Genomic DNA, 26,242 nt, shown 5'->3' on the forward strand with positions numbered 1-26,242 from the left:
CACAAGACCTCTGGCACTGCGTGCGGGTTTCGCCTCCGGCGGGAGTACTTGGACCAGACTGAAATGACGATGCGGCGGCCGGCTGGCCCCGGGCCGGGCTGCCTCTATCCGAGCAGGAAACCTGCGAGCGCGCCGGCGTCTACCGGCTTTCGCAGGACGGCCACATCGGCTGCGGCACAGGCCGCAGCCAGCGCGGGCGCCCGGCTGGCGGTCAGGAGGCGCGCCGCCACCGCGCCGTGGCGGTCGCGCAACTGCGTGAGGAGCGCGAGCCCGTCCATCCCCGCCCCAAGCTCGTGGTCGATGAGGAAACGGTCGGGGACGATGCCGATTTCATCGAGCAGCGCCAGCGCCTCTTCGCCGGAGGCCACGTCGATCACCTCGAGGCGCCACTTCTCCAGCAGATGGCTGAGGGCGCGGCGCATGTCCGGGTCGTTCTCGACAAGGCAGACGATGCGCCCCTCCGGGCCCAGGGTGATCTCGGCCGTGGTCGGCTGCAGTTCTGCAGGCGCTGTCCTGTCGGGCGCGAGCAGGGGCAGCGTCACGCTGAAACGGGTGCCGCGCCCGGGAACGGAGGACAGCCCGATCGGATGGCCGAGGAGGGCCGCCGCCCGCTCGACGATTGCGAGGCCGAGGCCCATCCCTTCGGAGGCGGAGGCGCGGGCGTTCAGGCGATGGAACTCGCGGAAGACATTGGCCTGCTCGGCTTCCGGAATGCCGGGGCCGGTGTCGATCACCTCGATCCGAAGCCCCGCGCCGATCCGGCGCGCACCGACGAGGACGCGGCCCCGGTCGGTATAGCGCACCGCATTCCCGATCAGGTTCTGCAGGATGCGCCTGAGATAGGTCGGGTCGGAGGCAACGGTTGCGCCAGAGGAGCGAACGTCGAGCCGCAGGCCCTTGGCCGCCGCGAGGGGGGCGAATTCGTCGGCGAGCTGGTCGAGGATGGGACCGACCGCGACCGGCACCACATCGACCGAGGCGCGGCCGGATTCGAGCTTCGAGATGTCGAGAAGCGCGTCAAGGATGCCCTCGACGCTCGACAGCGCGTTCTGCGCCTTGCCAAGCGTCGCGCGGGCTTCGGTCGAGAGCCCCGCATCGGCGAGCGAGGCGACGAAGAGCTTGGCCGCGGACAGGGGTTGCAGGAGGTCGTGGCTGGCCGCGGCGACGAAGCGCGCCCGCGCGGCGTTGGCCTGTTCGGCGCGGCCGAGCGCCTCGGCCAGTTCCGCGGTGCGGTCGGCGACGCGCCGTTCCAGCGTCTCGTTCGCCTCGGCAATGGCGAGAAGTGCCCGGCGTTCGGCGGTGATGTCGGAAAAGCTCATCACGAAGCCGCCGTCCGGCATCTCCTCGGCGAAGACGGCGAGGACGAGGTCCGACCCGCGGCTGAGTTCGAAATCGAGAGCGGGGCGCGGGCGGGGTCCGCGCACCCAGGCCGCGATCGTGTCGAGCGTCATCCCCCGGTTCAGCGCGAACTGCCGGCCGAGCGCTTCGGCCAGGGTGTCGAACGAAACGCCGAGCCGGAAGCGCCCCGCCGGGACCGTCAGCAGTGTGGCCAGACGCCGGTTCCAGCCGATGAGGCGCGCCGCCGCGTCGAAGATGCCGACGCCCTGGCTGATGTGGTCGAGGGTGGCGCGGATCATCCGGGCCTGATCGTCAAGGAGCTTGCCGCGTTCCTGCCGCTCCAGCCGGATGATGTCGGTGACGTCGGTCTGCAGGATCACCGTGCCGCCGTCCTGCGTACGGTGTTCGGAGACCTGGATCCAGCGGTCGTCCGAGAGGCGGACGTTGAAGATCACGTGCCGGTCCGCGTGCCGCCGCATCCGGGCGACCGCCCAGCCCCTCGGCGTTTCGGTTGGCGGAAGCGCCAGGTGGGACGAGGCGCTGACCATGTCGACATAGTCCGCGAAGGGCAGGCCGGGGCGGAGCCGGTCGCGGATGTCGGGCAGTTGCAGGCCGAAGCGGGCGTTGCACATCACCAGCTGGTCCTCGGCGTCGAAAAGGGCGAACCCCTCCTGCACCGTTTCGATCGCGGAGGCGAGGTTCTGGCGTGCCGCCTCGGCCTCGGCGGTGGCCTCGGCGAGCCGCGCATTGGTCTGGTTGAGAAGGCCGAGCGCGCGTTCGAGGTCGCGGGTCCGTTCGCGCACCTCGTCTTCCAGCATCGCGGCGCGCTGGAACTGCCGGTAGGCGCGCCCGTCGTCGTCGGTGGCCTGTTCCACCCGCCGCATCAGCACCTCGACGATCTGGAGCAGTTTTTCGCGCTGCCGGTCGGGCGGGTCGGCGGGGTTGATCAGCGCGTCGGTCACGGGGTGTCGTCCCCCGGCGGATAGATCGCGACGCCGGTCATGGTCTGGTTCACATGCATCGCGCCCAGCTGTTCCCCGTAGGTGGAAAAGCCGGTGACGCGATGGTCGCGCAGAAGGTCGGAGATGCGCCCGAACATCTGCCGGTCCTGCGCCTCGATCCTCCGCAAGATGCAGTCGCAGGCGATGATGGCCGCGGGCGGCCCCGGTTCGGACAGGCGGGCAAGTTCCCCGGCCAGGTGGTCGACCATGTCGAGCGGTTCGGCCAGCGTGAGAACAAGCCCCTCGTCGATGGCCGAAAAGAAGACCAGATCGCCGTTCGGCAGCATCTGCTGGATGGAGCGGACATGGTGGCGCCCGCCGATGCGGACGACGACGGGGTGGGCGGCGAAGGTGAAGGTGGTCAGTTGCGCGGGGTCCTTGCCCAGCACGCGCGCATATTCGAGCGCGGCCGGCTCCGCGTTGATGCGGCGGACGATGCGGCGGGCGGGGTCGGCCTCGGTCACCACCATGCGCCGGCCGGTGGGCTTGAGGTGGTCGAGGTTGAAGACCTTCACCGGGCAGGCCGTGCGCACGAAGGCGAGGACGGCCGCGTTCTGCAGCGCGGCGCCCTGATGGAAGACGAAGGTTTCGCGGAATCGGACGCCGTCGCCGGCCGAGCCGCCGAAGAGGGGAACCGGGCCAAGACCGGGCGCCAGGGCCGCCGTCAGTTCATCCTCGCGAATCGACAACCCGTCGACCATCAGGAACGCGAATTCGCCCTGCCAGTCGGGTCTTGCCTGGACCAGCCGCTGCCGCGCCCGCACCATCGAGCCGATCAGCCTTTCCCCTTCGAGGGCATGGAGGTCGGGGACGAGAAGCGTCTCGGCCGCGAAATGCCGCGCCGGAAGGCCGAGTGCCACGATCTCACCCTCGGCGTAACCGGCGGCGGATATCTCGCCCGCCGTGGTGCAGCCGATCACCGGGGCGCCGCCAAAGGCGTGCCCGGCGCGGGCAGGCAGCGTCCCGGGGCCGGCCTCGGGCGAGGCGAACAGGATGACGAGCGCGTAGGGCCCCGGTCCGAGCGCCCCGGCAAGCCGGCCGAGCGCGTCCGGGTCCGAGGCCCGGCAATGGGCGCTGCGCACGATCGCTGCGCCGTCCGGGCCGCTCGCAAGGGCGTTCAGCGCTTCCATCTGGTCCTCCCGCCCCGGAAAGCTAGGGGCCTGCCGCGGGCGTGGCAAGTGCGGCGCTGGCGCCCTCCACGTCTGTGTGTCACGACCCGTTCGCGCCCTCGGCCAGAAGGGCCGCAAAGTCGATCTCGCGCGCCAGAAGCACGGCCTGGGTGCGGCTGAAGACACCCAGCTTGCGCATGATCGCGGTGACATGCGCCTTGACGGTGGTCTCCGCGATGGAAAGCTCCCAGGCGATCTGCTTGTTCAGCTTGCCCTCGCAGATCAGTTGCAGGATGCGCGCCTGCTGCCGCGTCAGCAGCGACAGGCGCTTCAGCGCCTCTTCCTGCGGCGTCGCGGGGGCGGTCTCGGGCAGGGGAACGTAGGTTTCGGGCGTGTAGCGGCGCCCATCGGCGATGGCGTCGAAGGCGGCGCGAAAGACCTCCCGCTGGCTGTGCTTGGGCACGAACCCGGCCGCGCCGGCCTTCATCGCTGCGCCGATCACCCGGGCGTCGGCCATGGAGGAGACGACGACGACCGGCACCTGTCCCGCGATCTGGCGCAGGCGGACCAAGCCTTCCATCCCGTGCACGTCGGGCAGGTTGAGGTCGAGCACGACGACATCGGGCAGCGGACCTTCGCTCAGGCGTTCAATCGCCGTTTCGATCCGGTCGGCGGTGTCGATCCGGCCGATGCCGACGAAGGCCTTCAACGTCATCGCGAGGGCATCGCAGAACAGCGGGTGGTCGTCGACGATCAGGGCCGATTGCATGGTCATGGCTTGCATTCCGGGTGCAGGACGTGCGCAGGATAGCAGCAGGGGCCGGGGCTGTAATCCGCGCCTTTGGTCGAGGGGGGACTACGACCAAGGTCAGATAGCCTCTGCGTCCCGCGCCGCCTATTCTGTCGGCAAGTGAGGAGCATCGCATGGAACTCAAGGATTCGCGGATCATCGCGGCGCGCCCCGAGGACGTCTGGGCCGCCATTCTGTCACCCGAGGTGCTTCAGGCCTGCATTCCGGGCTGCGAGAGCATCACCGGAACGCCCGAAGAGGGGTTTGAAGCGGTCGTGGTGCAGAAGGTCGGGCCGGTCAAGGCGCGCTTCACCGGCGTGGTGACGCTGTCGGACATGGTTGCCGGCGAAAGCCTGACCATCTCGGGCGAGGGCAAGGGCGGGCCGGCGGGCTTTGCCAAGGGCGGCGCGAAGGTTCGGCTTGATCCGGACGGAGAGGGCACTAATCTCAGCTACGAGGTGCAGGCCTCCGTGGGCGGAAAGCTGGCCCAACTCGGGAGCCGGATCATCGACGGGTTCGCCCGCAAGCTGGCCGACGAATTCTTCGCGCGGCTGCAAAGCGCGGTCGAGACGCCGGGCGCGGCCGATGCCACGGAAGCGGCAGAGTCCGATGCCGACGCGGCCGAGGGCGGAGAAAAGAAGAAAGGATGGTTCCGGCGCATCATCGGCGCCTGAACCTGAAAGGTCACCAAGGGAGGAAGTAATGACGAAAGTCACCATGACCGTGAACGGCCGCGCCGTTTCCGGCGAGGTGGAGGGGCGCACGCTCCTGTCCACCTTTCTGCGCGAGGGGCTGGGCCTGACCGGCACCCATGTCGGTTGCGACACGTCCCAGTGCGGCGCCTGCGTCGTGCATGTCGATGGCAAGGCCGTGAAAAGCTGCACGGTCTTCGCCTCGGACGTCGCCGGTGCCGCGGTCACCACGATCGAGGGCATGGCCAATCCCGACGGCAGCCTTGGCCGGGTGCAGCAGGCGTTCCAGGATCACCACGGGCTTCAGTGCGGCTTCTGCACGCCCGGCATGGTGATGTCCGCCGCCGCCCTTCTGGCCGAGAACCCGAAGCCCAGCGAGGCCGACGTGCGCCACTATCTCGAAGGCAACATCTGCCGCTGCACGGGCTACCACAACATCGTCAAGGCAGTGCTTGCCGCGTCCGGCCAGGACGTGAGCGGCGTGGCCGCCGAATAGGGAGGGGGGAACATGCCGAAGGATCAAGGCATCGGCGCCAGCACCAAGCGGCGCGAGGACGTGCGCTTCCTGACCGGGAAGGGCCGCTACACCGACGACATCAACCTGCGCGGCCAGACGCATTGCGTCTTCGTGCGCAGCCAGGTCGCGCACGGGCGCATCAACGCGATCGACACCTCGGCCGCGGAAGCGATGCCGGGCGTCATCAAGGTCTTCACCTCGGCGGATTTCGCCGGCAAGGGCGGCGTGCCCTGCGGCTGGCAGATCCACGACAAGCAGGGCAACCCGATGCTGGAGCCCAAGCACCCGATCCTTGCGGAAGGCAAGGCGCGCTACGTCGGCGACGCCATCGCCGCCGTCATCGCGGAAACGCTGGAACAGGCCCGGGACGCCGCCGAAGCGGTGGTCATCGACATCGAGGAACTGCCCGCCGTCGTCGACATGAAGGCCGCGGTCGCGGGCGGCGCACTGGTGCACGATGAAGTGGGCTCGAACCTCTGCTACGACTGGGGCTTCATCGAGGACAACAAGGGCGCCGTCGATGCCGCGATCAAGTCCGCGCACCACGTCACGACGCTGGAACTGGTGAACAACCGCCTGATCCCGAACGCGATGGAACCGCGGGCGGCCATCGGCGACTACAACAGCGCTTCGGACGACTACACGCTTTACACCACCAGCCAGAACCCGCATGTGATCCGGTTGCTGATGGGCGCCTTCGTCCTTGGCATTCCGGAACACAAGTTGCGCGTCATCGCCCCTGATGTCGGCGGCGGCTTCGGTTCGAAGATCTTCCACTACGTCGAGGAAGCCTTCGTCACCCATGCAGCCAAGGTCGTCGGCCGGCCGGTCAAGTGGACGGCGCAGCGGTCGGAAAGCTTCATGACCGACGCGCACGGCCGCGACCATGTCACGAAGATCGAACTTGCGCTCGACAAGGACGGGCATTTCCTTGCCATCCGGACCGAGACCTACGCGAACATGGGCGCCTATCTGTCCACCTTCGCCTCGTCGGTGCCGACCTACCTGCACGGCACGCTGATGGCGGGGAACTACAAGACCCCGCATATCTACGTGAACGTGAAGGCGGTATTCACCAACACCGTGCCGGTCGATGCCTACCGCGGCGCCGGCCGCCCGGAAGCGACCTTCCAGCTTGAGCGGGTGATCGACAAGGCCGCGCGCGAAATGGGGATCGACCCGATCGAGATCCGTCGCCGGAACTTCGTTCAGCCGAACGAGTTTCCCTATCAGACCCCGGTCGCGGTGGCCTACGACACCGGCAACTATCAGGCGACGATGGACAAGCTGGTCCAGATCGCCGACATCGCCGGGTTCGAGGGGCGGCGCGCGGAAAGCGCGAAGAAGGGCCTGCTGCGCGGGCTTGGTGTCAACTGCTACATCGAGGCCTGCGGCATCGCGCCGTCGAACCTTGTCGGGCAGCTTGGCGCGCGTGCGGGGCTTTACGAAAGCGCCACCGTGCGGGTGAACGCGACCGGCGGCATCGTCGTGATGACCGGCAGCCATAGCCACGGGCAGGGGCATGAAACCACCTTCCCGCAGGTCGTGGCCGAGATGATCGGCATTCCCGAGGCTCAGGTGGAGATCGTGCACGGCGATACCGCCAACGTGCCGATGGGGATGGGCACCTACGGCTCGCGCTCGCTCGCGGTCGGCGGGTCGGCGATCGTGCGGGCGACGAACAAGATCATCGCCAAGGCCAAGAAGATCGCGGCGCACCTGATGGAGGCCTCCGAGGGCGACATCGAGCTGAAGGACGGCAAGTTCTCCGTCGCGGGCACCGACAAGTCGGTCGACTGGGGCTCGGTCTGCCTTGCCGCCTATGTTCCGCACAACTACCCGTTGGCGGAACTGGAACCGGGGCTGGAGGAAACGGCGTTCTACGACCCGTCGAACTTCACCTACCCCGCCGGCGCCTATGCCTGCGAGGTCGAGGTGGACCCCGGCACCGGCAAGGTGACCATCTGCTCCTTCGCCGCGGCGGACGACTTCGGCAACGTCATCAACCCGATGATCGTCGAAGGACAGGTCCACGGCGGGCTGGCGCAGGGCATCGGACAGGCCATGCTGGAAGCGGCGGCCTATGATGCGAACGGCCAGCTTCTGTCGGGCAGCTACATGGACTATGCCATGCCGCGGGCCGACGACGTGCCGTTCTACATGGTCGACCATTCCTGCCAGACGCCGTGCACCCACAACCCCCTCGGGGTCAAGGGCTGCGGCGAGGCCGGTGCCATCGGGTCGCCCCCCGCGGTCGTCAACGCGGTGATCGACGCGCTTCAGCGCGGCGGCCACAAGCATGTGACACATATCGACATGCCGGTCTCGCCCGTCAGGGTCTGGTCGGCGATGCAGGGTTGAGGGGGGACAGGCCATGTATGCATTCGACTTCGAGAAACCGAAGACCGTGGCCGAGGCCGTCTCGGCCCTGGCACGCGAAGACGCGATGGCGCTGGGCGGCGGGCAGACCCTGATCCCGTCGCTGAAACAGCGACTTGCCGCACCCTCGGCCCTGGTCAGCCTGACCGGCATCGCCGAGATGCGCGGGGTCTGCACCGGCGATGACGGGGCGCTCTGCATCGGGGGGGCGACGCCGCATGCGGTCGTCGCTGCGGAGGCGGCGGGCAAGTATCCCGCCCTTGCGGCACTCGCCGGCAACATTGGCGATCCGGCGGTCAGGAACCGCGGCACCATCGGCGGATCGCTGGCCAACAACGACCCTGCGGCGGACTACCCTGCGGCGGTGCTTGCCTCGGGCGCGACGATCGTGACCAACACCCGCAGGATCGCGGCGGACGACTTCTTCGAAGGGCTCTTCACCACCGCGCTCGAACCGGGGGAGATCATCGTCGAGGTGCGCTTCCCGATCCCCGCGCGCGCCGCCTATGCCAAGTTCCAGCAGCCCGCCTCGCGCTTCGCGCTGACCGGGGTGTTCGTGGCCAAGACCGCGGGCGGGGTCCGGGTGGCGGTGACGGGCGCCTCCGAAAACGGAGTCTTCCGCTGGAGCGAGGCGGAAAAGGCGCTGTCGGCCAGTTTCTCGGCCGATGCCATCGCGGGGCTGTCGGTGCCCGCCGACGGCATGGTGGGTGACCTGCACGGCACGCCCGCCTATCGCGCGAACCTGGTCAAGGTGATGACGCAGCGCGCGGTCTCTGCCGCCTGATCGGGCATGAAACGGTTGCGGCCCCTGCCTTCGGGTGGGGGCCGTCGCCTTTGCGGCGCGTCCCTAGTCCGACGCGCCGGACCCCTTCTTCGGGCTCATCCTGTAGACGCCTTCCGGCAGGTTCAGCGCGGCGGCAAGCTCGCGCACCTGGGCCATCGACATCACGATCTTCACCACCTCGTCCCGGCGCGGGTCGTATTGCTCCAGCGTGACGCATTCCTCGAACGCCTGGATCGTCACGTCTTCCTCAAGGTGGGGGCTGCCCTCGTCGACGAGGGTGATGACTGTGGCGTCGAAGTCGTGCTCGATGGTGAACATGGTATCAGGGTATCCCGTGCCCGGCGTGCCCGCAACGACGATTGCGGGGTTTTGCCGAGGCCGCGCGGATGGTCTTTTCCGTCCGGACCGCGGCGATTATGTTCCGGCCAGCCGAAGAACCCCAGGAGTCAGCCATGTACCGCCCAGCGGCCCCCCTGCTTTTTGCTATTGCTGCGGCCCTGTTGACGGGATGCGTCGCCACCACCGCCCAGGCCCCTGCCACCTTGCCGGCGGCGATGACGGTGCCTGCGGGGCCGCCCGTCGATGCGGCGACGGCGCGGGCGAACTTCGACGCGGTGCTGACCCGGATGGAGCCGGTGATCGAGCAGGAATGCCGCGCCCGCACCCGCGGCCTGAACTGCGACTACCGGATTTCCATCGATGCCCGGCCGGGGCAGCCGGCGAACGCCTACCAGACGCGCGACGGGGCCGGGCGGCCGGTGATCGCCTTCACCTCGGCCCTGATCGCCGATACGCGAAACCGGGACGAACTGGCCTTCGTCATGGGCCACGAGGCGGCGCACCACATCGCCGACCACATCCCGCGGCAGCAGCAGACGACCATGGCCGGGGCCCTGTTCGGCGGGCTCGCAGCGGCGCTGGCGGGGGCGGACCCTTCGACCGTCGACATGGCGCAGAACATCGGCGCGTCGGTAGGCGCGCGGGCCTATTCCAAGGACCATGAGCTTGAGGCCGACGCGCTTGGCACCGTGCTGACCTGCGCGGCCGGCTACAGCGCCGGACGCGGGGCAGCCTACTTCGCCCGCATCCCCGACCCCGGCGACCGCTTCCTCGGATCGCACCCGGCCAACAGCCAGCGTATGGCGACGGTCGGCCGGGTCTCTGCAGAGATCGGCTGCCGGTAGGCTTCACTGCGACGTTGATCTGGATCATGGCGGCGCTTCATGGCATGATGAAGCTGTATCGAGTGGCCCTTGAAGGAGGAATACATGGTGAAGACCGGAGAAGCGCAGGTGCCGCAAGGCTGCGGCCTTCCGGACATTCCCTACTTCCTGACGCCGGAGTTCGCCGAGCGCCATGGGGTGGATCTGGGCGGCGCGATCCACGGCGGCCTTCTGACGCTTGAGGATTTCGTGGCGGTCCTGCAGTCCTGCCGCGAATGCCAGGATGGCTCCGGCCGCCGGCATGAGCATCCCGAAGGGCTGGAAGCAGCGCCGGACTGGTGCGCCAATCGGGCTGTCCTCGAAGGCTTGCGCGGGCTCGTCTGAGGCGGGTGCCGGCCGGGCGGCGTCCTGAGATCATGCGTATCCTCGAAAACGTGGTGTCCGACCGCGGGTCGAGATATGCCGTTTCGGGCGGTCCTGTGAACAATCGCGCGGAAGCCGCCGCATTTATCTCGGATCTGAAACGGAACAAGAAGTTCGCCAAGGCCACGCACAACACCTGGGCGGTCCTCTTCGATGAGGACGGCCAGCGCGACCCCCAGAAGAACGATGACGGAGAGGCCGGCGCCGGCGCCGTCATCCTGCGGATGCTGGAACGCGCGGGGCTGACCAATCACATCGTGGTCGTCACCCGATGGTATGGCGGCGTGAAACTGGGCGGCGACCGCTTTCGTCACGTCGCCGAAGCCGTGCGCGCCTACTTGTCCGCAGTCGGCTGACCCAGGCCCTTCAGATTCTCGAAAACCGCACGATTTCGGCAGTAGTCCGGCGCCGCGGCCGCCCCGGCCATGTGCGACTCAAGCCAACGTTCGCAACTATCGGCATGCGTGCAATGGCTGCAACGGGCAACCAGATCGTCATAGGGAAAGCGCCGCAACCGCCCTTCAAGCAGCGCCTGGCCAAGATCGACGTCAAGCGCATGGGCCATCTTCTGCAAGAGCGTGCTGTGTCGCGCAAAGGTTCCCTCGTCCATGTCGTCCTCCTCCGGCGATGAACGTGAAATCGTGCCCTGGAGTCGCATTGCCCGCCTTGACCCTGATCAAGACCGCGCGGAAAGCTGGCAGCAGCGTCGAGGCGCCGGGAGGAAAAGGCATGATCGGGATCATCGCGGCCGAGTTGCGCCGTTTCGGGCGGACCGCGCTCTGGTCGTGGGACGGCTGGCGCGCGGCCTGGGCGACGGAGAAGTCGCTAAGGCAATGGACGGTGGTCAATGTGTTGTCGGCCGCACTGGCGCTGACGCTCGATCTCGGCACGGCCGAACGCGCGCTGATCCTTGCCCTTGGCCTGCTGATCCTTGCCGCCGAACTGGCCAACACCGCGCTGGAGACGCTGTGCAATCACGTTCAGCCGGACCTGCACCCGGCTGCGAAGAAGATCAAGGACTGCGGCAGCGCGATGGTGGCCCTGACCGCGATTGCGGGCGGCGTCGCCTGGATCGTCCTGCTGGCGGGTTGAGGCCGGGGGGATGCCCCGGCCCCGTTCTCAGGCGTTCTTGATCACGTTCAGCCCGAAGCACGCCACGCCGATCCAGATGGCAAGTTCCGCCACCGGCGCCAGCGGGAACATCGCGGCCTCGGTGATGCGCCCCGAGAGAAGCAGCACCAGCATCACCAGAAGCACCAGCGCACCGGCCTGGTGCAGCCAGAAATGCGCCGTGGCAAGGGTTCCGCCTGCCATCGCCGGGATGACCCGGTAGGCAAGGCCGAACAGCGTCATCAGCGTGAAGCCGAGAAGGTTGATGTGGGCGTGGGCTGCCGCAAGGCCGTGGTCGCCCGACGCCCCCATGTGGATACCGATGGCGATGCCGACCAGCAGATAGGCGACAGCCGTCACCAGAAACAGTCTGGATATGTTCATTTCACTACCCCTGTTCGCTGAGGCCGGGTGTTCCCGGTCCACGCGCGCAGGATAGACCTGTTAGACTCTCGGGTCGTCAGGAAATTGACGCAGGGGAAACTTTCAACCCTTGGTGGTTTCTGGCCGCGTGCTCAGACACCCTTGTGCGCGCCGTCGCAGAAGGGTTGCCGCGCGGTATGCTTGCAGCCGCACAGGAACGCACGCCGCGATTCCTCGGCCGTGAATTTCAACGGCTTGAACGTGGTATCCTTGTGCGAACCATCGCAGAAGGGCTGCCTCTGCGACCGGCCACAGGCGCACCAGAAATAGGTCTTGCCGGCCTCAAGCTCGACCGCGTAGGGGCCCTTTTGCGCGATGATCGGGGTGCTTGCGTCAGACATGGACTCTCCTCTGGATTGCCGGCCGATGGTGGCACTGGCGGGTAAGGGACTTCAAGCGGCGGGGCTGCGCTGTCCTGCGGGGGGCGGTGTGCGGCCATGCAGGACGGCGCGGCGCCAGACCGACCAGAGCCCAAGGAGGAGAAGCGCGAATCCCGCCGGCAGGCCGGTCACATGGGCGATGTTGGGCAGGATCAGCGGCAGGAACCACAGCGCCGCCATGGCGAGCTTTTCGCCGGGCAGCCAGCCGTGCCGCTCCGCCCGACCTACGATCAGGAGCGTTGCTGCCAGCGTCACCACCATGTCGTAGCGGAACCCGTAGGGCGGCACCAGCAGCGCCGCCATCATGAGACCGGCCAGTTGCAGGTCGGGCGCTATCGTGCGCGCGCGCCAGAGCCGCCAGACGATAAGCACCGCTATGGCCGCCGAGAGGGTCTGAAGGCCGGCCGAGACCTGGAACGGCAGGCCCATGAGGACGCCGCCCGAGTAGGCCGTCACCATGGTAACAAGCGGGGCCTGGTCGGCAAAGATCAACTGCGTGCTGTCCAGATGGTCCAGCGCGAGTTTCCAGCTTTCGATGCCGAACAGGGCCCAGGGCAGCGCCGCGAAGGCCAGTGTCATCAGCGCGGTCCGCAGGATCAGCCTCCAGTCGCCGGCGGCCACCAGGGCGACCGGGATCAGCAGCGCGACATGGGGCTTGATCGCGAGACCCGCGATCAGGGTCGCGGCAAGCCAGGTCCGGCCCGCCGACCGCGCCGCGAAGGCGCCAAGGAAAAGGGCCGCGACGATAGCGCCGTTCTGCCCCTGGACCAGCGTGACTCCGATCACCGGCGCCCCCAGCAGAAGCGCCCAGCCCAGCCGGTCGCGCCCTTTCAGGAACGGACGCGCCGCCAGCGCCAGCCCGCCGATACCGACGACGGAAAACGCGGCCCAGGCGGCGGCAAAGCCCATCCTGCCCAGCGGATAGATCGCCGACAGGAACGTCGGCGGGTAGAACCAGGGCAGTATGCCTCCGCTCAGGATGCGTTCCCGTTGCAGCGCGAAATAGACCGAGGGATCGTAGAGCGCTTCGACCCGCCCTTCGGCTGCCAGCTGCGCCGCACTCCAGAAGGCGATGAAGTCATGGCCGTAGGGAAAGCGGCCGAAATGGGCCGGGTCCGACCAGGTCTTGACCAGTTCCAGCACCAGAAGCATCGGAACGATCAGGATGCAGAAAATCCGCACACGCTCACGCGTGATCCAGCTTTCGATGGCCTTGGTGATTTTCACCTGTTCTTCCGCCGCTCAGGTCTCGAAACTTGACTGCAAAGCGGATGGCACGATCTGCCCGCCCGCTTCAAGAACGCAGCCGGTCGGGCGCTGACGGCGGCAGGGAAGGGTGGCGCAGGGGCAACGGACCGCGGCAGGCGCTCCTGCCAGCCGGCAGGATCAGACGAGCCGCCCCCAGAGGTCGTATTCGCTGGCCTCGTCCACTTCGACCGTGACGATGTCGCCGGGCGACAGCGCCGCGTGGCCCTCGTCGATGAAGAGGTTGCCGTCGATTTCCGGGGCGTCGGCCATGGTGCGGCAGGTGGCGCCTTCGCTATCCACGGCGTCCACGATCACCTGCTGCCGTGTCCCGACCTTCGCGGCCAGCTTCGCCTCGGAAATCGCCTGCGCCTTGGCCATGAAGCGGTCCCAGCGATCCTGCTTGACCTCGTCGGGGACATGATCGGGAAGCGCGTTCGACCGCGCGCCAGCGACGTTTTCGTACTGGAAGCAGCCGACGCGATCCAATTGCGCCTCGTTAAGCCAGTCGAGAAGCGTCTGGAACTCCTCCTCCGTCTCGCCGGGGAAGCCGACGATGAAGGTAGAGCGGAGCGTGATCTCCGGGCAGTCCGCGCGCCAGCGGGCGATTTCGTCCAGCGTCTTCGCCGCCGCCGCCGGCCGCGCCATGCGCCTCAGCGTTTCGGGATGGGCGTGCTGGAACGGGATGTCGAGATAGGGCAGCACCAGCCCCTCAGCCATCAGCGGGATCAGGTCGCGCACATGGGGGTAGGGGTAAACGTAGTGCAGCCGGACCCAGGCGCCGAGCGAGCCGAGATCGCGGGCAAGGTCGGTGATATGGGCGCGGTGGCCGTTCTTCTCGGCGTGCTTGATGTCGACGCCATAGGCCGAGGTGTCCTGGCTGATGACAAGAAGTTCCCGCACGCCGGCCGCGACCAGCTTTTCAGCCTCGCGCAAGACCGCATGGGCGGGGCGGCTGACAAGGCGTCCGCGCATGTCGGGGATGATGCAGAAGCGGCACTTGTGATTGCAGCCTTCGGAGATCTTCAGATAGCTGTAGTGCCTCGGCGTCAGGCTGACGCCGGTGGCGGGCAGCAGGTCGACGAAGGGATCGGGCGCGGGCGGCACCGCGACATGGACCGCATCGAGCACCTGTTCGTACTGATGCGGGCCGGTGACGGCCAGGACGGACGGGTGCGCGCCGGTGATGTATTCGGGCTCCGCGCCGAGGCAGCCGGTGACGATCACGCGGCCGTTGGCCGCCAGCGCCTCGCCGATGGCCTCAAGGCTTTCGGCCTTGGCGCTGTCGAGAAATCCGCAGGTGTTGACGATGACCGCGTCCGCCCCCTGGTAATCCGGGCTGATCGCATAGCCCTCGGCGCGCAGGCGCGTCAGGATGCGTTCGCTGTCCACCAGCGCCTTGGGGCAGCCAAGCGACACCATCCCGATCCGGGGCTGGCCAGGGCGTGCGGGAGCGTCGAACAGCGGTTTCGGCGCAAGATCGGGGCGAAGGTTCGGCGGGTTCTGGGTCATCGGGCGGATATAGCGAAGGCCGGGGCCGCTGCCTAGGGTCAGGGACGCAGGCGCCAGCCGGTGCGGAAGATCGCCCAGACGGCCAGGAAGCCCAGGCCAAGGAAGATCGCCAGCGCCAGGACCGAGGCCGCGATCGGCACGTCGGCCATGCCGAAGAAGGTCCAGCGGAAGCCGGAAACGAGGTAGAGGACGGGGTTCAGTTTCGCCACCCCTTCCCAGAACGGCGGCAGCATCGAGGCGGAATAGAACGCGCCGCCGAGGAAGACGAGCGGCGTGATCACCATCATCGGGATGAACTGCAACTGCTGCCAGTCCTTCGCCCATATGCCCATCAGGAACCCCCAGAGCGCGAAGCCGAAGGAGGTGAGGACCAGCAGCACCAGCGCCAGAGCGGGATGCGCCAGCGGCAGATCGACGAAGAAGAGCGCGGTCAGATAGATCACGATGGCGATGATCACCGATTTCAGCGCAGCGGCCCCGACGAAGCCGGCGACGACTTCGAGAAATGATATCGGCGCGGCCAGGATCTCGTGAATCGTGCCCACGAACTTGCGCATGAAGATCGCATTCGAGGCATTGGCAAGCGAGGTTTGCAGCACCGTCAGGATGATCAGCCCCGGCACGATGAAGGCACCGTAGCTGATGTCCTCGACCGATTGGATGCGCCCGCCGATCGCCGCGCCGAAGACGACGAAATAAAGCACGGTCGACACCACCGGAGCGGCGAGCGATTCCCACGGCGTGCGCCAGAAGCGCGCCATCTCGAAGTTGAAGATCGTCGCGATCGAGCGCCAGTTCATGCCAGGTCCCTTACCAGCCGCAGGAAGACGTCTTCCAGCGAGGATTGTTCCGTCGACAGATCGCGGACGGCGATCCCCTCGGCCGCGAAGGCGGCCAGAAGCCGGGCGATGCCGGACCGGTCGGCGTTGCTGTCGTAGCGATAGCTGACCGTCAGCCCGTCGGGCGCAAGCGACAGGCCAAGGCTGGCCAGCGCTTCGGGCAGATGCGCAAGCGGCGTGGCCAGTTCGACCGTCAGCACCTTCTGCCCGAACTCGTGCATCAGGTCCGCCTTGTCGCGCACGAGGAGAAGCCGCCCCTTGTCGATGATGCCGACCCGGTCGGCCATCTCCTCGGCTTCTTCCAGGTAGTGCGTGGTCAGGATGATGGTGACGCCTTCGGCTTTCAGCCTTCGGACGACCTCCCACATCTCGCGGCGCAGGTTCACGTCGACCCCGGCCGTCGGCTCGTCGAGAAACAGGATGCGCGGCCCGTGCGACAGCGCCTTGGCGATGAGGACGCGCCGCTTCATCCCGCCCGACAGTTCGCGCAACTTCGCATCGCGCTTGTCCCAGAGCGCCAGCGCACGCAGCACGCGCTCCAGATGGGCGTCGTCGGGCGCCTTGCCGTAAAGCCCGCGCGAGAAGCGGACGGTGTTCATCACCGTCTCGAAGAACTCGAGCGCGATTTCCTGCGGGACGAGGCCGATCAGCGATCGCGCTTCGCGATACTCACGCTGGATGTCGTGCCCTCCTACCCGCGCCTGCCCGCCCGAGGGCGTCACCAGACCGCAGAGGATGGAGATGAAGGTCGTCTTGCCGGCGCCGTTCGGACCCAGCAGGGCGAGAATCTCGCCTTCCCGGATGTCGAGCGTGACGCCCTTCAGGGCAGACGTGCCGCTTGCATAGGTCTTGGAGAGGTCGCGGACCTCGATGATGGATGACATGGGCTGGCTCCGACGCGCGCAGGGCGAAGGTAGCGCCACCGGGGGCGCCTGAAAAGGGCCGGCCGGCAATTGCCGGGCCGGGTCGGGATCAGCGCCGGCGGTCGCGCCGCGCGCTCATGGGCTGGAAGGCGACGCCGACATGGGCGTCGCAGTAGGGCTTGCCCGGCTGTGCGGCAAGTCCGCAGAACCAGAAGTCCGTCGTCGCCGGGTCGCCGATGGGCCATTTGCAGGTCCGTTCGGTCAGTTCCATCAGCGTCAGCTTGCGCGCCCGCTTTTCGACCTCGCGAACCGAGGCCAGCGCCTCGGGGCTGATCTCACCCGCCGACGGCTGCGGCGGCAGCGGCTGTCCCGCCGGAACGATGGGCTTGCGTGCGGTCTGAGCGGCGGGCTGCGGCGCGGGCTGCTGGACCGCGGCCTCTGCCGGGCGCGACGGCGCGGGCTTCGGCTCGGGTCGGGGCGCGGCGGCCTTCGGCGCCTCGGCTGCGGCCGGCGTCTCGCTGCGCGAAGGGGTGGGAGCCGCGGGGGCCGTCGCCTTCGGTTTCGTTTCGGGCATGGGGGCGGCGCCCACGCGGTTGGAAAGGCCAAGCCGGTGAACCTTGCCGATCACGGCGTTGCGCGTGACACCGCCCAGTTCCTTGGCGATCTGGCTGGCGGACTGGCCTTCCGACCACATCCTCTTCAGTGTCTCGACGCGTTCGTCGGTCCAGGACATTACTGACCCTCGGGCTTGGTGCCGGCGTGCCGGCTTTTTCGGTCTTCCCATTCTAGACGGGACGAACCGAGATACAACCGACCGCCCGCGGTTTCAAGCGCCGAGGCGTCAGCGCAGCGCTTGCGCCGCCTGATACTTCGACCGCCGCGACGACCGCGGCGGGGCATTCTCGCGCCGTGCGGCCGCACGGGCCGCCCGCTTCGCCGAGCTTTGCCAATCGAGCAGCGTTTCCATCAGGCGGGCCGTCACCGGATCGTCCGCGTCCAGTTCCCGCGCCCGCTTGCAGGCGACCTGCAATGCCATCTCGCGGAAACGCTCATCAATCGCAGGGTTGGACCCGTCGGTCAGGTCGCACAGAACCGGCAGCAGATCGGCCGGCGACTTCGCGGCGCGGCAGATCGCCTCGTGCCGCCGGGCCAGCGGGCGCAGCACCTGATTGCGTTGTGCCTTTTCGCGGTCCGCCTCGATCGCGGCGCGCGACACCGCGTAGTCGGTATCGGCCATCACATCATGCCAGTCCCGTTCAAGCCGCCGCGTCAGCAGGCAGTCAAGGTCGATCCGCTGCGCCCGCGCGACCGCGAGCGAATAGAGAGATCCAAGCCGGTGCCGCCCCATCGGACCCTCGGCGGCCAGCGGTGCGGCGGCGGCCAGCGCCTTGCGGATGTCCTCGATCGACTTGGCCCGGGCGATGGCGCGCTGCGTCTCGGCTTCGCTCGCGCAGACATCCGCCGCATCCGCAAACCCCGCGGGATGCGCAGGGGCGACGTCCTCTCCCACCCCGAACCCCTCGCGCAGGGCCGCGTCCAGAACCGGCTGGCCGATCCGCGTGGGCACGCGCATTTCGTGCGGATCGCGGTCGTCAAGGGCGGTCAGCGCGCAAGACCGGAAGGCACGGCGTTCCTCGATGCAGGCGCGCAGATCCACGCCGGCAGCGCGAGCCAGCGCATGAAGCGCCTCAATATCCGGCGCGGCGCAGGAGGCGTCGCCCCCCAGTTCCTTCTCGATCGCTTGCGGCTTGCCCGCGGAGCGGACCTGCCACTGCCCCATCTCGTCACGCTCGGCCTCGACCCGGCGCAGCATCCGGCTGCCGCGCCGCAGGGTGAAGCGCCAGACCTCGTCGGCATGCGCGATGAGACCCGCGCGCAGCGACAGGACGGCGACGCCGGGCCGGAAGCGTGCAATGGCAGCAGAGATCCAGGGATTGCCGGCATCCTCGATCAAGGTTGCGCCCCCGGCATCGACAGGTTCGGACAGGACGAGTGGCGCGTGGGGGAGCACCCAGGCCCCATGGTTCCTGCGGGCGCGTTCCGCCGCCTCCATCTCCTCGCCCAGAAGCGTCTCGGGGCTGCGCCAGACCCGTTCGGTCAGCGCTGTCAGGCCGTAGCGGGCCCGGAACAGACCCGCTGCGACCGGCAGGATACGGTCGAACGGCGCCAGACAGAGTGTCACGGAAAGGGTTTTCTGCACGTCGGCGGTATCGCCACATTCGAAAGCCAGTCGCGGATCCCGGTTCAACGCATTCTCCCTTCGATTGAAGGAAAGAAACTTCGCAATGGTGGCCAAATTTGGACAAACTCAACAAAATTCTGTGTCTTCTGGCGCGGTTGACGCTAGGTCCGGTATGCGCGGCCGATTGTATCGCTCGCGCAGGCGTTGTTCTGCGGCCGGCCTGCAATGTCCCATGGACAAGCGCGCGGATTGCCGCTAATGGGGCCCCATGACCCATGGGATGTGCCAGAGCCTCCGCTCCCGACGCCGCAGCGCGCGACGCGCCTGACGGCCGGTCTTTCGCGTGGCCAGACGCCCGCGCCCTCTCCGACATCGTTGACACGCCGCCCGCACTCGGGCACCCCTTGCCCTTCTGAACCGGAGCCTGCCATGATCCCTTCCGTGCTGCCGACGTACAACCGCGCGCCCCTGGCCTTCGTGAAGGGCGAGGGGTCCTGGCTGACGGCCGAGGATGGCACGCGCTACCTCGATCTCGGGTCGGGGATCGCGGTGAACGCGCTGGGCCATGCCCATCCGGCGCTGGTCGCCACCCTGACCGAACAGGCCGCGCGGCTCTGGCATGTGTCCAACGTCTACCGTGTGCCGGAGCAGGAGCGGCTGGCCGATCTCCTGGTGGCCAGGACCTTCGCCGATACCGTCTTCTTCACCAATTCGGGGACCGAGACGGCCGAACTGGCCATCAAGATGGTGCGGAAATACTGGTACGAGAAGGGCGAGCCTCCCCGGACCACGATCCTGACATTCGAGGGCGCGTTCCACGGCCGCTCGACCGGTGCCATTGCCGCCGCCGGATCGGAGAAGATGGTCAAGGGCTTCGGCCCGCTGATGCCCGGCTTCCGGCACCTGCCCTGGGGCGATATGGCGGCCTTCGAGGCGGCGATCGGTCCCGAGACAGCAGCGGTGATGATCGAACCGATCCAGGGCGAGGGCGGGATCCGGGTGCTGCCCGATGCCGACCTGCGCGCGATCCGCGCCGCCTGCGACCAGACCGGCGCGCTGCTGATCCTGGATGAAGTGCAGTGCGGCATGGGCCGGACCGGCCGGCTTTTCGCGCATGAATGGGCCGGCGTGACCCCCGACATCATGATGGTCGCCAAGGGCATCGGCGGCGGCTTTCCGCTGGGCGCCGTGCTGGCGACCGAGGCCGCGGCGTCGGGCATGACGGCGGGCACGCACGGGTCGACCTACGGCGGCAACCCGCTGGGCTGCGCGGTCGGCGCGACGGTGGTCGAGATCGTCTCCGATCCCGACTTCCTGGCCGAGGTGGGCCGCAAGGCCGGCCTGTTCCGCCAGCGGCTCGAGGCGCTGGTGGCCACCTATCCCGACGTATTCGAAGCGGTCCGCGGGCAAGGCCTGATGCTTGGCCTGAAGTGCAGGGTCGCGCCGGCCGACCTCGTCAACGCGGGCTATGGCGCGCATGTCCTGACTGTTGCCGCGGCGGACAACACGCTGCGCCTGCTGCCGCCGCTGACCATCACCGACGACGAGATCGCCGAGGCGATGCGACGACTGGACGAGGCCGCGGCGAGCGTCTCGCGCGGTCTTTCATCGACGTCCGACTAGACAGATTTCCGGCGGGCGGCGGCCGTGATGCCCCGAAACCCCCGCGAGACCCCCGGCAGAGGAGCCGACATGAGCCATTTTCTCGATATCCACAAGACGCCCGATGTCGACCTCCGGGCGATGATCGACCAGGCGCGCGCCATGAAGACGGCCCGCGCCGGTCAGCCCAAGGGTACGCTCGATGCCGATACCCCGCTGGCAGGCCGCATGGTCGCGCTGATCTTCGAAAAGCCCTCGACCCGGACGCGCGTGTCCTTCGACGTCGGCGTGCGCCAGATGGGCGGGCAGACGATGGTCCTGTCGGGCAAGGAAATGCAGCTTGGCCATGGCGAGTCGATCGCGGACACCGCAAGGGTGCTGTCGCGCTTTGTCGACCTGATCATGCTGCGCACCTTCGAGGAGGCGACGCTTCTGGAGATGGCCGAACACGCGACGGTGCCGGTGATCAACGGACTGACCGATTCCTCGCACCCCTGCCAGATCATGGCCGACATCTTCACCTACGAGGAGCACCGCGGCCCGATCGCGGGGCGCAAGTTCGTCTGGTCGGGCGACGGCAACAACGTCTGCGCAAGCTGGCTGCATGCCGCGGGCCAGTTCGGCTTCGACCTGACCTTCACCGGGCCCGAGACGCTCGACCCCGATCCGCGGGCCGTCGAGTTCGCGCGCTCGAAAGGCTCGCGCATCGAGATCGTCCGCGATCCGATGGAGGCGGCCGAGGGGGCAGATGCGATCGTCACCGATACCTGGGTGTCCATGCACGACCCCGAAAGCGCGCGCGAACGGCGCCACAACCAGTTGCGCCCCTATCAGGTCAACGCGCGCATGATGGGCGCCGCCAAGCCTGACGCGCTGTTCATGCACTGCCTGCCCGCCCACCGCAACGAGGAGGCGACGAGCGAGGTCATGGACGGCCCGCAGTCGGTCATCTTCGACGAAAGCGAAAACCGGCTGCATGCGCAGAAGGCGATCCTGCGCTGGTGCCTGGGCGTCTGAGCCGGCTCAGGTTCCGCGCGGCTTGGCCCTGAGGGTGGGCTCGGCCTGCGTGGGATCTTCGGGCCAGGGGTGCTTGGGGTACTGGCCGCGCATGTCCTTGCGGACGTCGGCATAGCTCGACGCCCAGAAGCCGGGCAGGTCCATCGTGACCTGCACCGGCCGCCCTGCGGGCGAGAGGAGCGTGATCCGCAAGGGGTGGCGCCGCGGCCCCACGGTCGGATGCCCCGTCACCCCGAAAAGTTCCTGCAACCGGACGGCAATGGCCGGGTGCTCCCCCTCGTAGTCGATGGGCACGGATCGCCCGAGCGGCGAGTCGTACTTGCCCGGCGCGAGGCGGTCCACCAGCTGGGCCTCCTCCCATGTCAGCGCGCCACGCAGCGCCTCGGTCAGGTCGAGCGCGCGCAACTCCGACTCGGTGCGCCTTCCGCGAAGGTGTGCCAGAAGCCAGTCCTCGGCCCGCGCCAGAAGCCCCGCATCGGTGAAATCGGGGAGGTCGGCGCCTTCCCGCCGCAGGAACTCCACCCGCGCCCGGAAGCGGCGGGCGGGTTCTGTCATCGGCAGGCCGATCTGGCGCAGCCCTTCCAGCGCCGCGCTGGCCACCGCATCGGGTGGTGCGTCGGGCCAGGGACGCTCTGCCAGGACCAGCGCACCAAGGCGTTCCTGCCGCCTGGCGATCACCCGGCCCTCGCGCCGCGACCATTCGCAATGGTCGTGCCATCCGATCCTGTCGGCGAAAAGCTCCCGAACCTCGGCCTCGGAAATCGCGATGCCCTGACGGATGCGCGCCTCGCGCGGGTCGCCGTCCAGATCGGTGGCGACCAGCAGCCGCGCGCGTCCCAGCGCGTCACCCTCGGCGATCACCGCGCCCTTGCCGCCCGAGAGGACATATCGCGGCTCATCCCCCTTGCGGCGCAGGCCGATGCGGTCGGGATAGGCAAGGGCCGCGCATTGCGCATCGCTCATCCCTGCCGATGTCGCCGGCACGAGCCGCGCCAGCCGGCGCGCCTCGGTGGCGACCCGGTCCACCGCGCCGCGGTCTGCCGGCCAGGAATGGTCGGCGCCGTAGCGACGCGGGTCGCGCACCGCCTGCAGGCGCAACGACAGGTCACAGGGCGCCCCCCGAAGCGGATCGCGTTCGGCCAGAAGGGCGGCCAGCGTGGCGGCGCCGGAGCCCGCCAGCATCAGCATGTGGCCAAGCCGGGGATGCAGCGGCAGCGCCGCAAGCGCGCGCCCGTGGCCGGTGATGCGGCCCTGTGCGTCGAGCGCCCCGAGCGAGGCCAGCAGCGCCCGCGCCTCGGCCAGCGCCGGGCCGGGCGGCGGCGTCAGGAAGGCAAGGTCCGCCCCGTCCGACCCCCAAAGCGCCAGTTCCAGCGCGAGGCCCGTCAGGTCGCCCGCCTCGATCTCGGCCGGGGGGAAGGAGGCAAGCGCGCCCTCCTCTCCCCTCGCCCAGAGCCGATAGCAAGTGCCCTCGGCCACCCGCCCCGCGCGGCCCCGCCGCTGTTCCGCCTCGGCCCGCGTGACCCGTTCGGTCACCAGCCGCGCCATGCCCGAGGCCGGATCGAACCGCGCCCGCCGCGCGCGGCCGCAGTCCACCACAACGCGGACATCCTCGATGGTGAGCGAGGTTTCCGCGATCGAGGTCGCCAGCACCACCTTGCGGCCACGCTCCGCCGGGGCGATGGCGGCGCGCTGGGAGGCAAAGTCCATCGCGCCGAACAGTGGCCGGATCGTGCAGTCGCCGGGCAGGCGGTCGCGCAGGGCCGCCTCCACCCGCCGGATTTCCCCTTCTCCCGGCAAAAACACGAGCACGCCGCCCTGCGTTTCGGCGACCGCGCGCTCCACCAGCGTGGCCGCGGCCGTCTCGAAGCGCTGCGCCCGGTCGAGCGGCCGGTCAAGCCAGCGCGTCTCGACCGGGAAGGCGCGGCCCTGCGAGGTGATGACGGGCGCCCCGTCCAGCATCGCCGCGACCGGCTCGGCGTCGAGCGTGGCGGACATGACCAGCACCACGAGGTCCGGCCTGAGCGCCCCGCGCACCTCCCACGCCAGCGCCAGACCCAGATCGGCGTTCAGCGAGCGTTCGTGGAACTCGTCGAAGATGACCGCGCCGATCCCCGAAAGCTCCGGGTCGGACTGGATCATGCGCGTCAGGATGCCTTCGGTCACGACCTCGATCCGGGTGGCGGGCGTGGTCCTGCTCTCTCCCCGGATGCGGTAGCCGACGGTGCCGCCAACGGCTTCGCCCAGGCTTGCGGCCATCCGTTCGGCGGCGGCGCGCGCGGCCAGGCGGCGGGGTTCCAGCAGGACGATGCGGCCCGGCACCAGCCCCGCCTCCAGCATCGCCAGCGGCACGCGCGTGGTCTTGCCCGCGCCCGGCGGGGCCTGCAGCACTGCCCGGCCCGCGTGGCGCAGCGCGCGCATCAGGTCGGGCAGCGCGGTGTCTATGGGAAGCCTGTCCTTCATCCGGCGGTTATCGCCGTTTCAGGCGGCCTTTGCCATAGAGCGTGTCGATGGCGATCTCGTTGGCGCGCGGACAGCCATCGTCCCGTTTCTCGTACATCATGCGGAAGGCAAAGCTGACTTTCTCCGCCATTTCCTTGCCCGAGAAGCCGGCCAGGCGCCGGTATTCCCCGCCACTTCCGCCCCGTCCGGCGCGCCCGAGGCTGCGATGGCAACCGCCACGACCGGGGCGGTGGCGTTCGAAAAGTCGTTCACGGTCCTGCTCGTTCTTGTCTGTCCGGGCTGGACATCCTTGCAGGGAAGAAGGCAAGAAACGGGCCTGAGGTCAATTCCGGGTCCGCCCGGATCACTGGAACGCTGCCGGAGCCGTAACATGCAGACACAGGATCTTGCGCGTGCCGTGATCGGGGGCGACCGCCGGGCGCTGGCGCGTGCGATCACCCTGGTGGAAAGCGGCCGGGAGGATCACCGACGCGCCGCGGGCGACCTGCTCGAGGCTTGCGCGCAATCCGGCCGGCAGGCGCTCAGGATCGGGCTTTCGGGCACGCCTGGCGTCGGCAAGTCGAGTTTCATCGAGGCGTTCGGGACGCTGCTGACGGGGCAGGGGCTGCGCGTCGCGGTCCTGGCGGTCGATCCGTCCTCGGCGCGTTCGGGCGGGTCGATTCTTGGCGACAAGACGCGGATGGAGCGGCTGTCGCGCGACCCCCGCGCCTTCATCCGCCCGTCGCCCAGCCAGGCCGAATTGGGCGGCGTGGCGCGCCGCACGCGCGAGGCGGTGGCGCTGTGCGAGGCGGCGGGCTTCGACGTGGTGCTGATCGAGACGGTGGGGGTGGGCCAGTCGGAAACGCTGGTAGCGGGGATGAGCGACATCTTCGTGCTTCTGATCGCGCCCGCGGGCGGCGACGAGTTGCAGGGCGTCAAGCGCGGCATCATGGAGATGGCCGACCTGATCCTCGTGAACAAGGCCGACGGCGACCTGAAGGACACCGCGATACGCACCTGCGCCGACTATGCGGGCGCGCTCCGGCTGTTGCGGAAGCGGCCGCAGGACCCGGAGGGTTTTCCCAAGGCGCTGACAGTGTCAGCGACCGAGGGGCAGGGCCTCGACCGGGTCTGGGACGAGATCACCGCGCTGTCGGACTGGCGTCGCGCACAGGGCCATTTTGCCGCGCACCGCGCCGAACAGGCGCGCGACTGGTTCGAGGCCGAGGTGCGGCACGGCCTGCTCGCCCGGCTGACCGCAGACCCGGCGATCCGGGCAGAGATGGACAGGCTGGGTGCGGCAGTGGCCGAAGGCCGCGCCACCCCGGCCCGCGCGGCGTCGGATATCCTGGCAGCACTTCGCCGTTAGGCCCTGATCGGGTGGCGGGGTGTGGCGGGAACCGCGGCAACCGTGCAGGCGTGTTTTTCCCGAGAGCCTGGTGTTACCAGGTGGGCGCCAGATGCGTGGACCACGATCCGCGCAGAGCCAGCTCCCTCGGAAATGCTTATCGGCCACTGGAAAAGTGCCAGACACGAGAGGGGCAGTACCCGCCACCCGGAAAGGTAGGCCGGCAGCCGCCGGTGCGCAAGACCCGACGGCCGCGCACAGGGGCCGCGCGTGCACTCTGCTGGACAGGCGTTCATGGTTCGTTCATAGTTGAGCCATGATCACGGCCTCTCCCCCTCCCGCGCTTCAACCCGGCCAGCTTCTGGCGCGCGGCGTCTGCCGGCACCTGCTGCACCACGGTTTCGCGACGGTCGAGGAACTGGTGCCCGCGCCGGGGCTGCGGGTCGATGTCATGGGGCTGGGCCCAAGGGGCGAGATCTGGATCGTCGAGTGCAAGTCGAGCCGCACCGATTTCACCTCCGACCGGAAGTGGCGCAACTACCTGGAATGGGCAGATCGTTTCTTCTGGGCGGTCGATGCCGATTTCCCGGTCGATCTGCTGCCCGAGGAAACCGGCCTGATCCTCGCCGACGCCTACGATGCCGAGATCCTGCGGATGCCATCGCCTGCGCCGCTGGCCGGGGCGCGCCGCAAGGTAATGGTGCAGAAGTTCGCCCGCCACGCCGCGCTCCGGCTTCAGGGCTACCGCGATCCGGGGGTTACCGTTTCCGGGGTTTCCCCTTAGGCCCGCCTGCCGTCATGCCGCGCGCCGCCTCGGCCGCCGCGAGCAGTTCCTCCGCGATTTCCTCGGCCTCCTCCGGGTCGAAGTCGAGCGGCAGGTCGACGCCCTCGGCCTCGATGTAGATCCGCACCATCCCGAGAGAGGTCGGGCCGATCTGGAGATTGGCGGCGATGTCGCTTTCCTTGTCGATGCCCATGGCGAAGCCTCCGCTGCATGGCCAAGCGTTTAGGGGAGAGCGGGGGAGCGAGGCAAGCGATGAAATGCTTGCGAGAATCAAGCAATTGCGCAAGCCTTCGGCACGGGAG

28 protein-coding genes and 1 other RNA gene are annotated in these 26,242 nt (G+C 68.6%); 12 read left to right on the top strand and 17 right to left on the bottom strand.

Annotated features, from left to right (window positions below; all coding sequences use genetic code 11):
• Positions 1-104 precede the first annotated feature (104 nt).
• From N5I32_RS13215 to N5I32_RS13225, 3 genes are all read right to left on the bottom strand, one after another.
• A complete protein-coding gene (locus N5I32_RS13215; RefSeq protein ID WP_261496346.1) occupies positions 105-2,300 on the bottom strand; it encodes a hybrid sensor histidine kinase/response regulator in 2,196 nt (731 codons plus the stop codon).
• Entirely contained in the window at positions 2,297-3,469 is a 1,173-nt protein-coding gene (locus N5I32_RS13220) for an FIST N-terminal domain-containing protein (protein ID WP_261496347.1), read from the bottom strand. The genes N5I32_RS13215 and N5I32_RS13220 overlap by 4 nt, the downstream gene beginning before the upstream one ends.
• 79 nt (positions 3,470-3,548) lie before the next feature.
• Positions 3,549-4,223 (bottom strand): response regulator transcription factor, encoded by a 675-nt coding sequence (locus N5I32_RS13225; RefSeq protein ID WP_261496348.1) that lies wholly within the window; start codon positions 4,221-4,223, stop codon positions 3,549-3,551.
• A gap of 149 nt (positions 4,224-4,372) precedes the next feature.
• Between N5I32_RS13225 and N5I32_RS13230 the strand changes: the two genes are divergently transcribed.
• Genes N5I32_RS13230 through N5I32_RS13245 form a run of 4 tightly spaced genes read left to right on the top strand, consistent with a single transcriptional unit; the run spans position 4,373 to position 8,610 of the window.
• Positions 4,373-4,912, top strand: coding sequence for an SRPBCC family protein (locus N5I32_RS13230; RefSeq protein ID WP_261496349.1), 540 nt, complete (start codon positions 4,373-4,375; stop codon positions 4,910-4,912).
• A 28-nt stretch (positions 4,913-4,940) separates the two neighbouring features.
• Positions 4,941-5,426, top strand: coding sequence for a (2Fe-2S)-binding protein (locus N5I32_RS13235; protein WP_261496350.1), 486 nt, complete (start codon positions 4,941-4,943; stop codon positions 5,424-5,426).
• A gap of 12 nt (positions 5,427-5,438) precedes the next feature.
• Complete coding sequence (locus tag N5I32_RS13240) at positions 5,439-7,808, top strand: xanthine dehydrogenase family protein molybdopterin-binding subunit (RefSeq protein ID WP_261496351.1); 2,370 nt, start codon at positions 5,439-5,441, stop codon at positions 7,806-7,808.
• Positions 7,809-7,821: 13 nt separating this feature from the next.
• Positions 7,822-8,610: an FAD binding domain-containing protein gene (locus N5I32_RS13245; protein ID WP_261496352.1), complete on the top strand. Its 789-nt coding sequence runs from the start codon at positions 7,822-7,824 to the stop codon at positions 8,608-8,610.
• Positions 8,611-8,673: 63 nt separating this feature from the next.
• On the opposite strand, the gene N5I32_RS13250 is transcribed toward N5I32_RS13245, so the two are convergent.
• Positions 8,674-8,928 carry a DUF8831 family protein gene (locus N5I32_RS13250; protein WP_261496353.1) on the bottom strand — a complete coding sequence of 85 codons (255 nt, stop codon included), beginning with the start codon at positions 8,926-8,928 and terminating at the stop codon, positions 8,674-8,676.
• A 134-nt stretch (positions 8,929-9,062) separates the two neighbouring features.
• Between N5I32_RS13250 and N5I32_RS13255 the strand changes: the two genes are divergently transcribed.
• From N5I32_RS13255 to N5I32_RS13265, 3 genes are all read left to right on the top strand, one after another.
• Entirely contained in the window at positions 9,063-9,794 is a 732-nt protein-coding gene (locus tag N5I32_RS13255; RefSeq protein WP_261496354.1) for a M48 family metallopeptidase, read from the top strand.
• An 84-nt stretch (positions 9,795-9,878) separates the two neighbouring features.
• Positions 9,879-10,157, top strand: a complete 279-nt coding sequence (locus tag N5I32_RS13260) for a DUF6455 family protein (RefSeq protein ID WP_261496355.1) — start codon at positions 9,879-9,881, stop codon at positions 10,155-10,157.
• Positions 10,158-10,189: 32 nt separating this feature from the next.
• On the top strand, positions 10,190-10,552 hold the full coding sequence (locus N5I32_RS13265; RefSeq protein ID WP_261496356.1) for a YigZ family protein: 363 nt from the start codon (positions 10,190-10,192) through the stop codon (positions 10,550-10,552).
• Here N5I32_RS13265 and N5I32_RS13270 read toward each other — a convergent pair.
• Positions 10,531-10,806 (bottom strand): DUF6455 family protein, encoded by a 276-nt coding sequence (locus N5I32_RS13270; protein ID WP_261496357.1) that lies wholly within the window; start codon positions 10,804-10,806, stop codon positions 10,531-10,533. The genes N5I32_RS13265 and N5I32_RS13270 overlap by 22 nt on opposite strands.
• 119 nt (positions 10,807-10,925) lie before the next feature.
• On the opposite strand from N5I32_RS13270, the gene N5I32_RS13275 reads away from it, so the two are divergent.
• A complete protein-coding gene (locus N5I32_RS13275) occupies positions 10,926-11,288 on the top strand; it encodes a diacylglycerol kinase (protein WP_261496358.1) in 363 nt (120 codons plus the stop codon).
• Positions 11,289-11,315: 27 nt separating this feature from the next.
• Here the strand turns inward: N5I32_RS13275 and N5I32_RS13280 are convergent, their stop codons facing one another.
• The 8 genes from N5I32_RS13280 to N5I32_RS13315 form a co-directional block, all read right to left on the bottom strand.
• Complete coding sequence (locus N5I32_RS13280) at positions 11,316-11,690, bottom strand: hypothetical protein (RefSeq protein WP_261496359.1); 375 nt, start codon at positions 11,688-11,690, stop codon at positions 11,316-11,318.
• 131 nt (positions 11,691-11,821) lie between these two features.
• Complete coding sequence (locus N5I32_RS13285) at positions 11,822-12,070, bottom strand: CDGSH iron-sulfur domain-containing protein (RefSeq protein ID WP_261496360.1); 249 nt, start codon at positions 12,068-12,070, stop codon at positions 11,822-11,824.
• A gap of 51 nt (positions 12,071-12,121) precedes the next feature.
• Entirely contained in the window at positions 12,122-13,336 is a 1,215-nt protein-coding gene (locus N5I32_RS13290) for a glycosyltransferase family 87 protein (protein WP_261496361.1), read from the bottom strand.
• Between the two features lie 159 nt (positions 13,337-13,495).
• Positions 13,496-14,866 carry a 30S ribosomal protein S12 methylthiotransferase RimO gene (gene rimO, locus N5I32_RS13295; protein ID WP_261496362.1) on the bottom strand — a complete coding sequence of 457 codons (1,371 nt, stop codon included), beginning with the start codon at positions 14,864-14,866 and terminating at the stop codon, positions 13,496-13,498.
• Positions 14,867-14,904: 38 nt separating this feature from the next.
• Positions 14,905-15,666, bottom strand: coding sequence for an ABC transporter permease (locus N5I32_RS13300; RefSeq protein WP_261496363.1), 762 nt, complete (start codon positions 15,664-15,666; stop codon positions 14,905-14,907).
• Entirely contained in the window at positions 15,663-16,589 is a 927-nt protein-coding gene (locus tag N5I32_RS13305) for an ABC transporter ATP-binding protein (RefSeq protein ID WP_261496364.1), read from the bottom strand. The genes N5I32_RS13300 and N5I32_RS13305 overlap by 4 nt, the downstream gene beginning before the upstream one ends.
• A gap of 88 nt (positions 16,590-16,677) precedes the next feature.
• The gene (locus N5I32_RS13310; protein ID WP_261496365.1) at positions 16,678-17,301 is read right to left on the bottom strand and encodes a GcrA family cell cycle regulator; all 624 of its coding nucleotides are present in this window, start codon (positions 17,299-17,301) and stop codon (positions 16,678-16,680) included.
• Positions 17,302-17,409: 108 nt separating this feature from the next.
• Complete coding sequence (locus N5I32_RS13315; protein ID WP_261496366.1) at positions 17,410-18,816, bottom strand: hypothetical protein; 1,407 nt, start codon at positions 18,814-18,816, stop codon at positions 17,410-17,412.
• Between the two features lie 363 nt (positions 18,817-19,179).
• Here N5I32_RS13315 and N5I32_RS13320 point away from each other — a divergent pair, with 363 nt between their 5' ends.
• Complete coding sequence (locus N5I32_RS13320) at positions 19,180-20,373, top strand: aspartate aminotransferase family protein (RefSeq protein ID WP_261496367.1); 1,194 nt, start codon at positions 19,180-19,182, stop codon at positions 20,371-20,373.
• Positions 20,374-20,442: 69 nt separating this feature from the next.
• Entirely contained in the window at positions 20,443-21,369 is a 927-nt protein-coding gene (gene argF, locus N5I32_RS13325) for an ornithine carbamoyltransferase (protein ID WP_261496368.1), read from the top strand.
• A 6-nt stretch (positions 21,370-21,375) separates the two neighbouring features.
• Here argF and hrpB read toward each other — a convergent pair whose 3' ends face one another.
• Both hrpB and N5I32_RS13335 read right to left on the bottom strand, forming a co-directional pair.
• Positions 21,376-23,829 carry an ATP-dependent helicase HrpB gene (gene hrpB / locus N5I32_RS13330; RefSeq protein WP_261496369.1) on the bottom strand — a complete coding sequence of 818 codons (2,454 nt, stop codon included), beginning with the start codon at positions 23,827-23,829 and terminating at the stop codon, positions 21,376-21,378.
• Positions 23,830-23,836: 7 nt separating this feature from the next.
• Positions 23,837-23,959 (bottom strand): hypothetical protein, encoded by a 123-nt coding sequence (locus tag N5I32_RS13335; RefSeq protein ID WP_261496370.1) that lies wholly within the window; start codon positions 23,957-23,959, stop codon positions 23,837-23,839.
• A 240-nt stretch (positions 23,960-24,199) separates the two neighbouring features.
• Between N5I32_RS13335 and meaB the strand changes: the two genes are divergently transcribed.
• Positions 24,200-25,177 (top strand): methylmalonyl Co-A mutase-associated GTPase MeaB, encoded by a 978-nt coding sequence (gene meaB / locus N5I32_RS13340; RefSeq protein WP_261496371.1) that lies wholly within the window; start codon positions 24,200-24,202, stop codon positions 25,175-25,177.
• A gap of 24 nt (positions 25,178-25,201) precedes the next feature.
• Here meaB and ssrS read toward each other — a convergent pair.
• Positions 25,202-25,359, bottom strand: a non-coding RNA gene (gene ssrS / locus N5I32_RS13345) — 6S RNA.
• Positions 25,360-25,472: 113 nt separating this feature from the next.
• Here ssrS and N5I32_RS13350 point away from each other — a divergent pair.
• A complete protein-coding gene (locus N5I32_RS13350; protein ID WP_261496372.1) occupies positions 25,473-25,940 on the top strand; it encodes an MmcB family DNA repair protein in 468 nt (155 codons plus the stop codon).
• Here N5I32_RS13350 and N5I32_RS13355 read toward each other — a convergent pair.
• Positions 25,915-26,133: a DUF6324 family protein gene (locus N5I32_RS13355; RefSeq protein ID WP_261496373.1), complete on the bottom strand. Its 219-nt coding sequence runs from the start codon at positions 26,131-26,133 to the stop codon at positions 25,915-25,917. The two genes, N5I32_RS13350 and N5I32_RS13355, sit on opposite strands and share 26 nt — an antisense overlap.
• Positions 26,134-26,242 lie beyond the last annotated feature (109 nt).

Origin of the sequence: Albidovulum sediminis, assembly GCF_025380365.1 — a bacterium.
Lineage (GTDB): Bacteria > Pseudomonadota > Alphaproteobacteria > Rhodobacterales > Rhodobacteraceae > Albidovulum > Albidovulum sediminis.

Coding starts and splice junctions, on each gene's coding strand:
- N5I32_RS13235 (WP_261496350.1), top strand. CDS start 4,941: ATGACGAAAGTCACCATGACCGTGAACGGCCGCGCCGTTTCCGGCGAG.
- N5I32_RS13300 (WP_261496363.1), bottom strand. CDS start 15,666: ATGAACTGGCGCTCGATCGCGACGATCTTCAACTTCGAGATGGCGCGC.
- N5I32_RS13310 (WP_261496365.1), bottom strand. CDS start 17,301: ATGTCCTGGACCGACGAACGCGTCGAGACACTGAAGAGGATGTGGTCG.
- hrpB (WP_261496369.1), bottom strand. CDS start 23,829: ATGAAGGACAGGCTTCCCATAGACACCGCGCTGCCCGACCTGATGCGC.
- N5I32_RS13225 (WP_261496348.1), bottom strand. CDS start 4,223: ATGACCATGCAATCGGCCCTGATCGTCGACGACCACCCGCTGTTCTGC.
- rimO (WP_261496362.1), bottom strand. CDS start 14,866: ATGACCCAGAACCCGCCGAACCTTCGCCCCGATCTTGCGCCGAAACCG.
- argF (WP_261496368.1), top strand. CDS start 20,443: ATGAGCCATTTTCTCGATATCCACAAGACGCCCGATGTCGACCTCCGG.
- N5I32_RS13355 (WP_261496373.1), bottom strand. CDS start 26,133: ATGGGCATCGACAAGGAAAGCGACATCGCCGCCAATCTCCAGATCGGC.
- N5I32_RS13335 (WP_261496370.1), bottom strand. CDS start 23,959: ATGGCGGAGAAAGTCAGCTTTGCCTTCCGCATGATGTACGAGAAACGG.
- N5I32_RS13275 (WP_261496358.1), top strand. CDS start 10,926: ATGATCGGGATCATCGCGGCCGAGTTGCGCCGTTTCGGGCGGACCGCG.
- N5I32_RS13220 (WP_261496347.1), bottom strand. CDS start 3,469: ATGGAAGCGCTGAACGCCCTTGCGAGCGGCCCGGACGGCGCAGCGATC.
- N5I32_RS13255 (WP_261496354.1), top strand. CDS start 9,063: ATGTACCGCCCAGCGGCCCCCCTGCTTTTTGCTATTGCTGCGGCCCTG.
- N5I32_RS13245 (WP_261496352.1), top strand. CDS start 7,822: ATGTATGCATTCGACTTCGAGAAACCGAAGACCGTGGCCGAGGCCGTC.
- N5I32_RS13305 (WP_261496364.1), bottom strand. CDS start 16,589: ATGTCATCCATCATCGAGGTCCGCGACCTCTCCAAGACCTATGCAAGC.
- N5I32_RS13250 (WP_261496353.1), bottom strand. CDS start 8,928: ATGTTCACCATCGAGCACGACTTCGACGCCACAGTCATCACCCTCGTC.
- N5I32_RS13285 (WP_261496360.1), bottom strand. CDS start 12,070: ATGTCTGACGCAAGCACCCCGATCATCGCGCAAAAGGGCCCCTACGCG.
- N5I32_RS13230 (WP_261496349.1), top strand. CDS start 4,373: ATGGAACTCAAGGATTCGCGGATCATCGCGGCGCGCCCCGAGGACGTC.
- meaB (WP_261496371.1), top strand. CDS start 24,200: ATGCAGACACAGGATCTTGCGCGTGCCGTGATCGGGGGCGACCGCCGG.
- N5I32_RS13260 (WP_261496355.1), top strand. CDS start 9,879: ATGGTGAAGACCGGAGAAGCGCAGGTGCCGCAAGGCTGCGGCCTTCCG.
- N5I32_RS13350 (WP_261496372.1), top strand. CDS start 25,473: ATGATCACGGCCTCTCCCCCTCCCGCGCTTCAACCCGGCCAGCTTCTG.
- N5I32_RS13320 (WP_261496367.1), top strand. CDS start 19,180: ATGATCCCTTCCGTGCTGCCGACGTACAACCGCGCGCCCCTGGCCTTC.
- N5I32_RS13280 (WP_261496359.1), bottom strand. CDS start 11,690: ATGAACATATCCAGACTGTTTCTGGTGACGGCTGTCGCCTATCTGCTG.
- N5I32_RS13270 (WP_261496357.1), bottom strand. CDS start 10,806: ATGGACGAGGGAACCTTTGCGCGACACAGCACGCTCTTGCAGAAGATG.
- N5I32_RS13240 (WP_261496351.1), top strand. CDS start 5,439: ATGCCGAAGGATCAAGGCATCGGCGCCAGCACCAAGCGGCGCGAGGAC.
- N5I32_RS13265 (WP_261496356.1), top strand. CDS start 10,190: ATGCGTATCCTCGAAAACGTGGTGTCCGACCGCGGGTCGAGATATGCC.